13 protein-coding genes are annotated in these 12,209 nt (G+C 62.0%); 6 read left to right on the top strand and 7 right to left on the bottom strand.

The window, feature by feature from the left end:
- Positions 1-84: 84 nt before the first annotated feature.
- Positions 85-933: a pyridoxal kinase PdxY gene (gene pdxY, locus ACS5Q1_RS00065; protein WP_473096277.1), complete on the bottom strand. Its 849-nt coding sequence runs from the start codon at positions 931-933 to the stop codon at positions 85-87.
- A gap of 150 nt (positions 934-1,083) precedes the next feature.
- Here pdxY and ACS5Q1_RS00060 point away from each other — a divergent pair, with 150 nt between their 5' ends.
- The 3 genes from ACS5Q1_RS00060 to ACS5Q1_RS00050 all read left to right on the top strand — a co-directional run bounded on the left by ACS5Q1_RS00060 (position 1,084) and on the right by ACS5Q1_RS00050 (position 2,283).
- On the top strand, positions 1,084-1,605 hold the full coding sequence (locus tag ACS5Q1_RS00060) for a DedA family protein (RefSeq protein ID WP_473096276.1): 522 nt from the start codon (positions 1,084-1,086) through the stop codon (positions 1,603-1,605).
- Between the two features lie 65 nt (positions 1,606-1,670).
- Positions 1,671-1,826 carry a hypothetical protein gene (locus ACS5Q1_RS00055; protein WP_203443119.1) on the top strand — a complete coding sequence of 52 codons (156 nt, stop codon included), beginning with the start codon at positions 1,671-1,673 and terminating at the stop codon, positions 1,824-1,826.
- A 109-nt stretch (positions 1,827-1,935) separates the two neighbouring features.
- Positions 1,936-2,283, top strand: a complete 348-nt coding sequence (locus ACS5Q1_RS00050) for a hypothetical protein (protein ID WP_473096275.1) — start codon at positions 1,936-1,938, stop codon at positions 2,281-2,283.
- A gap of 24 nt (positions 2,284-2,307) precedes the next feature.
- Here the strand turns inward: ACS5Q1_RS00050 and ACS5Q1_RS00045 are convergent, their stop codons facing one another.
- Together ACS5Q1_RS00045 and ilvC are read right to left on the bottom strand one after the other, a co-directional pair.
- Positions 2,308-4,059, bottom strand: a complete 1,752-nt coding sequence (locus ACS5Q1_RS00045; protein WP_473096274.1) for a patatin-like phospholipase family protein — start codon at positions 4,057-4,059, stop codon at positions 2,308-2,310.
- A gap of 126 nt (positions 4,060-4,185) precedes the next feature.
- Entirely contained in the window at positions 4,186-5,205 is a 1,020-nt protein-coding gene (ilvC, locus tag ACS5Q1_RS00040) for a ketol-acid reductoisomerase (protein WP_203443117.1), read from the bottom strand.
- A gap of 283 nt (positions 5,206-5,488) precedes the next feature.
- Between ilvC and ACS5Q1_RS00035 the strand changes: the two genes are divergently transcribed.
- Complete coding sequence (locus ACS5Q1_RS00035; RefSeq protein ID WP_473096273.1) at positions 5,489-6,034, top strand: DUF924 family protein; 546 nt, start codon at positions 5,489-5,491, stop codon at positions 6,032-6,034.
- A gap of 3 nt (positions 6,035-6,037) precedes the next feature.
- On the opposite strand, the gene ilvN is transcribed toward ACS5Q1_RS00035, so the two are convergent.
- Genes ilvN through ACS5Q1_RS00020 form a run of 3 tightly spaced genes read right to left on the bottom strand, consistent with a single transcriptional unit; the run spans position 6,038 to position 9,079 of the window.
- Entirely contained in the window at positions 6,038-6,583 is a 546-nt protein-coding gene (gene ilvN / locus ACS5Q1_RS00030) for an acetolactate synthase small subunit (protein WP_203443115.1), read from the bottom strand.
- A 28-nt stretch (positions 6,584-6,611) separates the two neighbouring features.
- On the bottom strand, positions 6,612-7,292 hold the full coding sequence (locus ACS5Q1_RS00025) for a glutathione S-transferase family protein (RefSeq protein WP_473096272.1): 681 nt from the start codon (positions 7,290-7,292) through the stop codon (positions 6,612-6,614).
- 14 nt (positions 7,293-7,306) lie between these two features.
- Entirely contained in the window at positions 7,307-9,079 is a 1,773-nt protein-coding gene (locus ACS5Q1_RS00020) for an acetolactate synthase 3 large subunit (RefSeq protein ID WP_473096271.1), read from the bottom strand.
- Between the two features lie 281 nt (positions 9,080-9,360).
- Between ACS5Q1_RS00020 and ACS5Q1_RS00015 the strand changes: the two genes are divergently transcribed.
- Positions 9,361-10,188, top strand: coding sequence for an RMD1 family protein (locus tag ACS5Q1_RS00015; protein ID WP_473096270.1), 828 nt, complete (start codon positions 9,361-9,363; stop codon positions 10,186-10,188).
- Here ACS5Q1_RS00015 and miaA read toward each other — a convergent pair.
- Positions 10,166-11,098 carry a tRNA (adenosine(37)-N6)-dimethylallyltransferase MiaA gene (gene miaA / locus ACS5Q1_RS00010; RefSeq protein ID WP_473096269.1) on the bottom strand — a complete coding sequence of 311 codons (933 nt, stop codon included), beginning with the start codon at positions 11,096-11,098 and terminating at the stop codon, positions 10,166-10,168. The two genes, ACS5Q1_RS00015 and miaA, sit on opposite strands and share 23 nt — an antisense overlap.
- A 14-nt stretch (positions 11,099-11,112) precedes the next feature.
- Here miaA and serB point away from each other — a divergent pair, with 14 nt between their 5' ends.
- Complete coding sequence (gene serB / locus ACS5Q1_RS00005) at positions 11,113-12,021, top strand: phosphoserine phosphatase SerB (RefSeq protein ID WP_473096268.1); 909 nt, start codon at positions 11,113-11,115, stop codon at positions 12,019-12,021.
- The last annotated feature ends 188 nt before the right edge of the window (positions 12,022-12,209 follow it).

Genomic DNA, 12,209 nt, shown 5'->3' with positions numbered 1-12,209 from the left:
CGCAAGGCAGGTCGGCTTCGCCCTTCGACCTATTGGCTCCTCATGTCGGCTTCGCCGAATCAAGCCCAGAGGAGCGGAATCGACCTAGACTTCTTCGGCCTCGAAACGGTGGGTGGGCGAGACGAACTCATCCTGCGCTGCGATGGTCAGAATCTCGCGGGAGCCCGCCTCTTCGGTACGCTTGAGCAGGCCGTAGACAGAGGCCGAAGCTTCGGCCAGCGCCTTCGGGGCTGAGTGCGAGCGGGCATAATGAACGAAGAAGAGCGCCGCGATGGCGTCCCCCGCCCCGTTGACGGAGAGCGACAGCTTCGGCGTCCGCACGCGCCAGAAGCGTCCGCCTTCACCCGCGACGAGATCGACGCTGTCGGCGGGCGTTTCCTTCGTCTCGACCGAGGTCACGAGCATGACCTTGGGGCCCATGGCTTGCATAAGCGAGATCGCCTGTTTCACATCGTCCAGGGCCTGTGTTGTCAGACCGGACAGGTAGTCGAGCTCGAACTGGTTCGGTGTAATGATGTCGGCGGCAGGCACCGCCTGCTCGCGCATGAATTCCGGAATGCCGGGTCGCACGAACACGCCGCGCCCCACGTCACCGATCACCGGATCGCAACAATAGAGCGCATCCGGATTGAGCTCCCGCACCCACGCCACTGCGGAGAGGATCGCGTTGCCTATATCGGCGGAGCCCATATAGCCTGAGAGAACGCCATTGCAGCGCTCGAGCATGCCACGCTCCGCGATGCCCTCCACGAGATCCTCGATGGCAGGCCCATCGAAGACGCGACCTTTCCAGGAGCCGTAGCCAGTATGGTTGGAGAACTGCACCGTATGAATGGGCCAGACCTCGACGCCGAGGCGCTGCATCGGAAACACGGCGGAGGCATTGCCCACATGACCGTAGGCGACATGGGATTGGATCGAGAGAACGTTCATGGTTCTGGCCCCTTTCGCCCTTCGGTTAGCGCAACAAACGCCCCGCTTCAAATTGCCTGATGTGATCTCATTCATCACGAAGGCAGTTGGTTCTTTCCGAGATGCCTCGTATTGACCAATCCTAGCCGCAACAGGACCTCCATCGGTACCATGGATATCGAGTTTCTGAAGACCAGCATTGTCGAATTCGTGCAGACCCATCAGGCCTTTGCCCCCCTGGTGCTCAGCCTCATGACCTTTGCCGAGTCGCTTGCCTTCGTCTCCCTGCTGCTGCCGACCACGGCGATCCTGATCACCGTCGGTTTCGTGCTCGCTGCGGCCGATATTCCCTTCTGGCAGATTTGGGCGGGAGCAGCCTGCGGCGCCTATCTCGGAAACTGGGTCTCCTATGCCATCGGCCGGCGCTACAAGAAGGCCGCCTATGAGAGTTGGCCTCTGTCGCGCAGTCCCAAGCTAATCGCGCGGGGAGAAGATTTCTTCCAGCGCTTCGGCCCCTGGGCTGTGTTTCTCGGACGCTTCATCGGCCCGATCCGTGCCGTAATCGCCCTCATTGCCGGCATCTTCCTGATGCCACCGGTGCTGTTCCAGGCGGCCAACATGGCATCGGCATCCGCCTGGGCCTTCCTCGTCCTCGGGCCCGGGGCGAGCCTCGTTCATCACTTGCCCTGGTAGGACCAATCGCCCGGGAACCTGGTCTCCCAGGGCTCATTAACCCCCGACACCAAAGGAGGTTACCTATGGGCAAAGGCAAGATGAGCGGCGACAATTCCGGCGAGAGCAAGAAGCATCCCGGCGATCACATTCGCGGCTCGGGCGGTACGATGAAGAACCGCGTCGACCCCGGCAAGCAGAGCAACAACAAAGCGCAGAACACGAAAGGCAATCAGCAGTAAAATCCGGCGGCTCACCCACGAGTGAGCCGCCACTCCCCTCCGTTTCCAGAGGTGGCAGCAACCCTCCGTGATGTTAACAGAATAGATATAACATCACGGAAACCTTGTTGTGACTCTTCCTTCTCCCGCTTCTTTCGAAGAGCTTGATTCCGTTGCGCCCCTGACCGAGGCAATCGATCCGCTGAGAACCGGCCTGCCGGCCGCATGGTGGCCCTCCGTCGTGGGAATGGTATGCCTTGTCTTCTCAGTCTTCTGGATGATGGAGAGTTGGAAGGACGCCGATCCGCTGCGGGGTCCGACGAGGGTGAACTACCTCACTCAGGATCTCGCAGGCCTCTTGGCGACCCTTTCCTGCTCCTACGCCATCTATCGGTTCTGGAAGCATCGCTCGGAAACGCTCGGCATCGTCCTTGGCCTCCTGATAGCTGCCGCAGCTATGACGTGGCATCGCCTGTGAGCTGAATGGCCCGGCCTGCCCATCTCAGGTGATCCTGAATGCATCGAGCCCTCCTGCCTCGATGCGCTCCTGCGTGTGACGGTAACCGATTTCGACCACCTTCTCGAACTGCTCCCAGCCTCTTAGCGGCACATCGGCGAGAGGGGGATGGATGACGAGGGCGGCGTGGGCGCGTGCCTTCAGGGTCTGGGCATCGCTGGAAATCGTGGCCGAGCGATAGAGCAGGCTGACGATGTCCGGAGCGTTGGCCGGCAAGCCTAGAATCCTGCGCAGCAATCGTGCCTTCTTCTCTTCGTCGCCTGGAGAGGTGAAGGCGACGTCCCGCGCCACATCGATGCCGAGCACCGGCCCCCTCTGGAAGTCGGCCATCACATCGGCCGGCAGATTGTTCATCATGGCTCCGTCGACGAGCACGCCCTCCGGCTCGACCACGGGCGGAAGCAGTCCGGGAATGGCGAGGCTTGCCCGCAAGGCCTTCCAGAGCGTTCCCTGACGATGCACATGGGTCGTTCCCGTGGTCAGGTTGGAAGAGACACAGAAGAACGGCAGCCAGAGATCCTCGATATTGCGCTGGCCGAAATGCTCGATCAGCCGTGCATCGACCTTGAGGCCTCGGATCAGGGCGATGAGCGGCAGGGTATAATCGTTCAGCGGCGGGCTTCGAACGAAGGCCTTCATCATGAGATCGCGGGCCTCGTCGAGGCTAACCTGTATGGCACAGATAGCTGCCATAACGGCACCGATGCTGGTTCCACCGACAAGATCGATAGGGATGCCATGTTCGCGCAGGGCCCTGATGGCGCCGAGATGCGCAAAGCCGCGCGCCCCTCCTCCGGCCAGAACGAGGCCGATGGCCTTTCCACTCGAGGTGCGGATAAGCCGCTGAAGATCGGACAGGTTCTTCTCACGCACCTGAATGCGCTGATCGACGGGAAGCCGCTGCAGCGAAGGATGTGCCGGCGCAGGTCGCGTGGCATCCGGTTTTTGCAGCAGAACGAGGTCGTGACGACGCCAGGACGACATGGCACCGGTCAGCGCCTCGGCCTCGCAGGTCAGCGGCTCGCCAGGGCGCGCCAGCAGCACCACATGGTCGGCATGGCGGATGCACCTCTCCGTCCAGGCGCCCGACGATTCCGGGGCGACATAGATCACGCGCTCGCGGCTCACCTCGAAGCGGGAGAACCAGGTCTCGTCCTCGTGGGTCGGCATGGCAGCGATCAGATCGACTCCGGCCCCATGGCTGCGTCGCATTTCCGCGAGAAAGGCTTGCGCGAAGTCCGAGACCGCTACGCCCTGCGTGACGGGAACGATGGCAAAGGTCGTTGGCGAAAAGGTCGCGGGCGTAAAGCGTGTCGCCGCGCGAAGGCGATCGGCCATCAGCTTCGACAGATAGAGCGTGACGGAAGGCCAGCGCTCGATCAGGTGCTCGAAATCCGCTCGGGCCAGCATGAGTAGGACAGAATCCCTGAGAGCTGTCACGGTTGCCGAGCGAGGCGCATGGGAAATGAGAGCCATTTCGCCAATGGTCTCAGGCGGGACGATGCGGGAAATGCGCCGCTGCTCGCCATGGCTCCCCTGCACCGACACGCCGAGTGCGCCGGAGACGAGCATGTAGACGGTATCTGCCGGATCGCCCTCCCGGAAGAGAATTTCGCCGCCGGGAAGCATGATGTGCTGCAATTTCGACTGAAGCTCAAGGCGCGCAGCCGGATCCAGTCCGGCCCATAACGGCAGGTCGAATTCCGACAGTTCTTTCAGCAGACTCGTGGCACTCATCGCAACAAAAGAGCATCGAAGGGATCCCTTCGATGCTCTAGCGCTGTTGAGCCAAACTGACAAATCGGCATTCAGCTTGGCTTCAAGCGGACGGCACGGACCGGCCGCGCCGCCCGAAAAAATGGCTTAGTTCCGGCTCTTGTCGACCAGGGCCTTTTCCTTGATCCACGGCATCATATCGCGCAGGCGGGAACCGACATCCTCGATGGGGTGAGCGGCGTTGCGGGCGCGGGTCGCCTTGAAGGAGGTCTGGTTGACCTTATTCTCGAGCATCCAGTCGCGGGTGAACTTGCCGCTCTGGATGTCCTCCAGAACGCGCTTCATCTCGGCCTTGGTCTCGGGCGTGATGATGCGCGGGCCGGTGACGTATTCGCCGTACTCGGCCGTGTTGGAGATCGAGTAGTTCATGTTGGCGATGCCGCCCTCGTAGATGAGGTCGACGATCAGCTTCACCTCGTGGAGGCATTCGAAATAGGCCATTTCGGGGGCATAACCCGCCTCGACCAGGGTCTCGAAGCCCGCCTTGATGAGCTCGACGAGACCGCCGCAGAGCACCACCTGCTCGCCGAACAGGTCGGTCTCGCACTCTTCCTTGAAGGTGGTCTCGATGATGCCGGCGCGGCCGCCGCCATTGGCGGAGGCATAGGACAGCGCGACGTCATGGGCGTTGCCCGTGGCGTCCTGATGGATCGCGATCAGGGTCGGCACGCCGCCGCCGCGCTGATACTCGGAACGCACCGTGTGGCCGGGGCCCTTCGGGGCGACCATGAGCACGTCGAGGTCCTTGCGGGGTTCGATGAGGTTGAAGTGCACGTTGAGGCCGTGGGCGAAGAGCAGTGCCGCACCCTGCTTCATGTTGTCGTGAAGCTCGTTGCGATAGATATCGGCCTGCAGCTCGTCCGGGGTCAGCATCATGACCACGTCGGCCCACTTGGCGGCCTCGGCCACCTCCATGACCTTGAGACCAGCCTTCTCGGCCTTGGCCGCGGAGGGCGAGCCCTTGCGGAGCGCCACGACGATGTCCTTCACGCCGGAATCGCGCAGGTTCAGGGTATGGGCATGGCCCTGGCTGCCGTAGCCGACGATGGCAACCTTCTTGCCCTTGATCAGATTGATGTCGGCGTCGCGATCGTAATAGACACGCATGGTCCTCAAGTCCCTTATCTCAAAGGGGGTTTTCCCCCGTCCTCGTCCCTGCAGCACCGTCCCGGAAAGGGATTGCGCAACATTTGTTTTATCAGGCGCCGCTTTTAGCGAATAAAACTGCGCTGACAAGTTGTCGTTTGTAGCAAAACTGCGGACCCCGCCTGCGTTGAATGCAAGGGTCTGTCCATTTCTGCCGACAAACGATCAGAACCTGGAGAGTTCAAACCTCTCTCCAATGCTCTAGATTGACGTCTCGATTCTCCACCGTGAAGGATGACGCCGCATGCAGCGCCTTGCCACTCCCGACGAAGTTGTCACGTTCTGGCGCAAGGCCGGACCGGAGAAGTGGTTCTCGAAGGACGAAACCTTCGACCAGATCTGCCGCGACCGTTTCATGCCCACCTATGAGGCCGCCGCGCGGGGCGATCTCAACGAGTGGGAACTCATCCCGGAAGGTGCGCTTGCCGTCATCCTCCTCCTCGACCAGTTCCCCCGGAACATGTTCCGGGGACAACGCGAAACCTACAAAACCGACCCGGTCGCCCTGATGGCCGCAGACCGTGCCATCGAGCGCGGCTTCGACAGACAGGTGGAACCCGATTTCCGCCGCTTCTTCTACCTGCCCTTCATGCACTCCGAGTCCTTGGCGGACCAGGAGCGCTCGGTGGCCCTGAACGAAGCCCTCGGCGAGGACTCTTCCAAGTGGGCACGCCACCATCACGAGATCATCGCCCGCTTCGGCCGCTTCCCTCACCGCAACACCATCCTCGGCCGTGAGACAACGACGGAGGAGGAAGCGTTCCTGAAGGAGAACGACTTCAGGGGCTGACCCTTACATGATCCCTTCCGCGCCACGCGCCATGGCTGCGACGCCGGTGCGGGAAACCTCCACGAGGCCGACTGCTGTCATCAGCTTGATGAAGCGCTCGACCTCGTCCGTCGTGCCGGTCAACTCGTAGACGAAGGAGGTCAGCGTCGCGTCCATCGTGCGGGCACCGAAGGCCGAGGCGAGACGCATCGCCTCCACCCGGTGATCGCCCTTGCCCACCACCTTCACGAGGCAGAGTTCGCGCTCGACGGCTTCGCCGGTGAGTGTGAGATCCACGACACGGTGCACGGGCACGAGGCGCTCCAACTGGCTCTTGATCTGCTGGATGATGCTGTCGGTGCCCGTCGTCACGATGGTGATGCGTGAGATATGCGCCTCGTGCTCCGTCTCGGTGACGGTCAGGCTCTCGATGTTGTAGCCGCGGCCCGAGAACAGGCCGGCGATGCGCGCAAGGACGCCCGGCTCGTTATCGACAACGATGGCGAGTGTGTGTCGATGCGCAGGCTCGACACGAGTCGCATCGGGATAATGGGTTTTCATCTGAAGCATGGTCTGGTTTCCCGATTTTTCTAAATTCTCAAGCCGCTTTGCGATAATTTTCGATGGCGTCCTCATCAACCTCGTCGGCGTCGACGATCCATTCTTCCTTCAAGGCGGCGGAGCGCCATTCCTGGAAAGCGGGCAACGAGAGGATCGCATCCACATAAGCGCGGGTGGTGGCATCGAGCGCGATGGAATAGGTCTCAAGACGCGTTACGAGCGGCGCATACATGGCATCGGTGGCCGAAAAGGTGCCGAAAAGAAACGGCCTGCCAGCACCGAAGCGCTCGCGCGCCTGGCGCACGATCTCGCTGAAGCGGGCGACATCACGGGCAACGGCTTCGCCGCGATCCTTCTGCGCGTATTTCTTGCCGAGATTCATCGGGCATGCAGAGCGCAAGCCTGTGAACCCAGCATGCATTTCTGCCGCAATCGAGCGTGCCATGGCACGGGCCCTGCGATCCTCGGGCCAAACGGGAGCACCATAGGCCTCGCCGACATATTCCATAATGGCGATAGACTCCCACACGGTCACATCGCCATCGATCAGGACCGGCACCTTGCCGGCCGGCGAATGCTTGAGCACCTTCACCTTCGTGTCAGGTAGGTCGAGCGGAATGGTGATCTCGTCGAACGCGATCCCAAGCTGCTTCATCAGCAGCCAGGGACGCATAGACCAGGACGAATAGCACTTATTGGCAATGACGAGGGTTGGCATATCTCAAATCCTCATCAAACCAGCATCTTGCCCTTCTCGTCGATCACGGAGCCGATATCGGCTCCGGTCTCGCCGAGATAGTCGTTGAGCAGCATCTCGTTATGCGCCTTGCCCGACGGGATCATCGGGAAGCAGTTCTCGGTTTTGTCGACGATGCAGTCGAAGATGACCGGGCGGTTCACGTTGATCATCTCGAGGATCTTCGCGTCGAGTTCACCGGGCTTGTCGCAGCGGATGCCGACGCCGCCATAGGCTTCGGCGAGCTTGACGAAATCGGGCAGCGATTCCGAGTAGCTGTGCGAGTAGCGTCCGCCATGCAGCAGCTCCTGCCACTGGCGCACCATGCCCATATATTCGTTGTTGAGGATGAAGACCTTGAGCGGCAGGTTGTATTGCAGGGCTGTCGACATTTCCTGCAGCATCATCTGAATCGAGGCTTCGCCGGCGATGTCGATCACCAGCGCATCTGGATGTGCCAGCTGCGCGCCGACGGCTGCAGGCAGGCCATAGCCCATCGTACCGTGGCCGCCCGAGGTCATCCAGCGGTTCGGTTCCTCGAACCTGAAGTACTGGGCCGCCCACATCTGATGCTGTCCCACTTCCGTCGTGATATAGACATCGCGATCCTTGGTCAGTTCATAGAGACGCTGGATCGCGTATTGCGGCTTGATGGTCTCGGTAGAGTTGCGGAAGGCCAGGCAATTGCGTGTGCGCCAGCCTTCGATCTTGGTCCACCAATCCGTGACAGCCGCCTTGTCCGGCTGGTGAGCGTTCTGCCGCCACAGGCGCAGCATGTCTTCCAGCACATGCGCGCAATCGCCGACGATCGGAATGTCCACCTTCACGGTCTTGTTGATGGAGGACGGATCGATGTCCACGTGGATGCGCTTGGAGAACGGCGAGAAAGCATCGAGACGTCCCGTGATGCGATCATCGAAGCGCGCCCCGATATTGATCATCACGTCGCATTCATGCATCGCCAGATTGGCCTCGTAGGTGCCGTGCATGCCGAGCATGCCGAGCCACTGCTTGTCGGAGGCCGGATAGGCGCCAAGGCCCATCAGGGTCGAGGTGATGGGAAAGCCCGTGAGCCGCACGAGTTCGCGCAGCAGCGTCGCGGCATGCGGGCCCGAATTCACCACGCCGCCGCCGGTATAGAACACCGGACGCTTGGCATTGGCCATCAGCTCGACGGCGGCGCGGATGTGATCCAGGTCGCCTTTGACGATCGGGCGATAGGTCTTGTGCTGGTTGCTCAAGGGCCGTGCATAGGAACCGGTCTTGAACTGAATATCCTTCGGCAGATCGACGACGACCGGACCCGGACGGCCGTTCTGCGCCACGTAGAAGGCTTCATGCAGGACGCGCGGCAGGTCCTCGATCGATTTGACGAGGTAGTTGTGCTTCGTGCAGTGGCGCGTGATGCCGACGGTGTCGCATTCCTGGAAGGCATCGGAGCCGATGAGATGGGTCGGGACCTGGCCGGTGATGCAGACCAGCGGGATCGAATCCATCATCGCATCGGCAAGCCCCGTGATCGCGTTGGTGGCGCCGGGACCGGAGGTCACCAGAACGACGCCCGGCTTTCCGGAGGAGCGGGCATAGCCTTCTGCCGCATGCACAGCTCCCTGCTCATGGCGGACGAGAACATGGCGAACCTTGTCCTGGTGGAAAAGCGCATCGTAGATCGGAAGCACCGCGCCGCCCGGATAACCGAAGATATGTTCGACTCCCTGGTCCTGCAGGGCTCGGATCACCATTTCGGCTCCGGTCATCGTCTCGCTCATCTCACTCGCTCCCTGGGGTCTTTCGCATCACTGTCTTGGAATTTAGGCAATAAAAAAGGCCCCTGAGGGGGCCTGTGCGCCATCGCCGGACCTGCGGGTCAATCCCGCTCCGTCGATGGCGCTCGTACTACGAGAATAAGCTTGCGCATGTGGGCAGCTCTCGGTTCAAAAGTTGCGCCGACGCTAAACGATCCGTTTCATTCGGTCAAGCGGGGGCGACTTGGCTCGGAGCTGCTTAGCTTCTACCTTATGCCCCCTATTTTAGTTGTATGACCATGACGATGACCGAGACTACCTCCTCGACCGGAGCGCCGATACAGAACCTGCGCCTCACGGCCCGTGCCCTCCTCCTGGGCGACCGCCTCGATGTGGCGGGGCTGGAGCGCAGCGACGTGCTTTCCACCACCCCTCTTGCCTTCCGGGCCGGTCAGGATGGTTTCGTCGCCCTCTTCCGATACGGCGTCGCCGTTCTCGTCGGCCTCACACCGCTGGAAGAGGACGAGGTCATCCGCAGCGTGCGCCAGCGCATCCGGGGCGAGTTCGCCCGCCACGAGGAGGAGACGGCGATCATCGAGATCTCGCCGGATCGGGACGACCAGATCCCGCCGGGAGGCCCGATCTATATCAAGCAGCTCTCCACCGAGCGCCTGATCGTCATCGCCGACGCCTTATCCAAGAGCGCAACCCTCGCCCGCGACGAGCGGGAGGCCGCCGCCGCCTTCGAGCTGGTGGAACCATCCGTCCAGCACCTCGCCGAAAAGGGCCGACGCCCCCGGGACCGCCGCAGGATCCTCCAGCAGGTCGGCCAAGCCCTTCTGGTCCGGCAGCGCATGTCAGGCGGCGTCGCTGTGGAGGAAAAGCCGGATGTCCTCTGGGACCGCCCGGACCTCGAGCGCCTCTATGCCCGCCTGGAGGACGAATACGAGCTGAAGGAACGCGCCACGGCGCTCCACCGCAAGCTCGAAGTACTCGGCGACACGGCCCAGGCCCTGACCGACATCATCGACACCGAGCGATCCTTGCGCCTCGAACTGATCATCGTCCTCCTGATCGTGTTCGAGATCTTCATCACCTTCTACCAGATGTTCACGGGCGCGCCGGGGCATTGAGCTGAGCCATCACGGCCTCGAACCCCTTCTCGGGCTCGACCCATTGCCAATCGGGCAATTGGTGGCGAAACCAGGTGAACTGGCGCTTGGCATAGCGGCGCGTATCGCCCTGTCCTTTGGCGATGGCTTCATCGAGCGAGATCTCGCCACGCAGATAGGCCAGAAGTCCGGGGACACCGTGGGCCCGCATGGCCGGGAGCATGGGATCAAGGTTGCGCTCGCCCAGGGCACGCACCTCATCGAGCGCCCCTTGCTCCATCATGGCGAGGAAACGTGTATCGATGCGTCGGCGCAGCTCGTCCCTGTCGGGGGCAAGGAAGAGCTTGACGACTGAAGCGTCAGCCAAAGGTCCCGGCTGGCGGGCTCCATGGAAGGAGATGAGTGGCTGGCCGGTCGCCGCGAAGATCTCAAGAGCGCGCTGGACGCGCAGGCGGTCGGAGGGACGCAAGGTTCGAGCCGTCTCGGGGTCGCGCTCTGACAGGAGGCGGTGGAGCTCGGGCGTTTCCAGCCCTTCGCTGTCCCGGCGCACCTGCTCGCGAACCTCGTCGGGAACGGGCGGCATGTCGGACAGCCCCTCCGTCAGAGCCTTGAAGTAGAGCCCGGTCCCGCCGACGAAGATCGGGAGCTTTCGTCCCTGGACCTCACTCAGGACCTGGAGGGCGTCGGTCACATAACGCCCGACGGAAAAGTTCACCGCGGCATCCACATGGCCGTAGAGCCGGTGGGGAGCTTCTGACTCCTCCTTGAGCGTCGGCCGGGCCGTGATGATCCGCAGGTCGCGGTAAACCTGCATGGAATCGGCATTGATCACTACGCCATCGAGTCCTTGAGCCAGCTTGATGCCCAATGCGGACTTGCCTGATGCGGTCGGCCCTGCGATGAGAACCGCGCCGATCTTCAATCCACTCACAGCCAGGTTCCCCAATGGCGTCTTCCCAAAATTCCCTCGTTGCGACCCTCATCGCCAACCCGTCTCAACCGGTTGTCACGGACGAGGTCGTGGCGCGGGCGGCAACATCGCTTGGACAAGAGACGGAATGCTCCATCCTGGCAAGGGGAATCGCAGCGGATCTCATCGTCCCGCTCCCGGCCGAGGCGAAAGCCGTCGAAGACACTCTGCGCCAAGCCTTGGACGGCCAGCCCATCGACATCGTGGTGCAGCCCTTAGGCACCCGCCGCAAGCGCCTGTTCCTGGCGGATATGGATTCCACCATGATCGGCCAGGAATGCATCGATGAACTGGCTGATTACGTCGGACTGAAAAAGGAAGTCTCGGAGATTACCGAACGGGCCATGCGCGGCGAGATCGCCTTCGAGCCCGCCCTGCGCGAGCGCGTGGCGCTGTTGAAAAACCTGCCGGTCAACGTGGTCGACGAGATCATCGAGAAGCGCATTACGCTTACGCCCGGCGGCCGGGCGCTGGTCCAGACCATGCGCGCCAACGGCGCCTATGCCTGCCTCGTCTCCGGCGGTTTCACCCTGTTCACCGGCCCCATCGGCGCCAAAATCGGTTTCGACGAGCATCGTTCCAACCATCTAATCCTCAATGGCGAGAAGCTCGCCGGCACAGTCGAGGAGCCGATCCTGGGCCGCGAGGCGAAGCTCGCGACCTTGATCGAGCTACGCGCCCGCTTCGGCTTAGGCCACCATGAGACCATGGCCGTGGGCGACGGCGCCAACGATCTCGCAATGCTGGGAGAAGCCGGACTCGGCATTGCCTTCCACGCCAAGCCCGCGGTTGCCGCTGCAGCCCATGCGCGGATCGACTACGCGGATCTGTCGGCGCTGCTCTACGCGCAGGGCTACAAGGCCGAGCAGATCGTCAGCGCCTAGAGCATTTTTCGGCGAAGTGGACCCGGTTCGCCGTCAAAAATGCGGCGAACCAAAGAAGAGAGATGATTGAACGAAGCCGCTGACGCGGCATTTGGTGCCCGGGGATGCGGATGATGCTTCTGTTTTGAAGGATTGCGGCTGTTGAAGCGCAATTCCAGAACAGGAGATCAAGATGGTCGAGTTGAGCC

The organism is Microvirga sp. GN3 (assembly GCF_055792825.1).
Note: the sequence above shows the minus strand (reverse complement) of the source record. Positions and strands in the feature narration are given on the sequence as shown.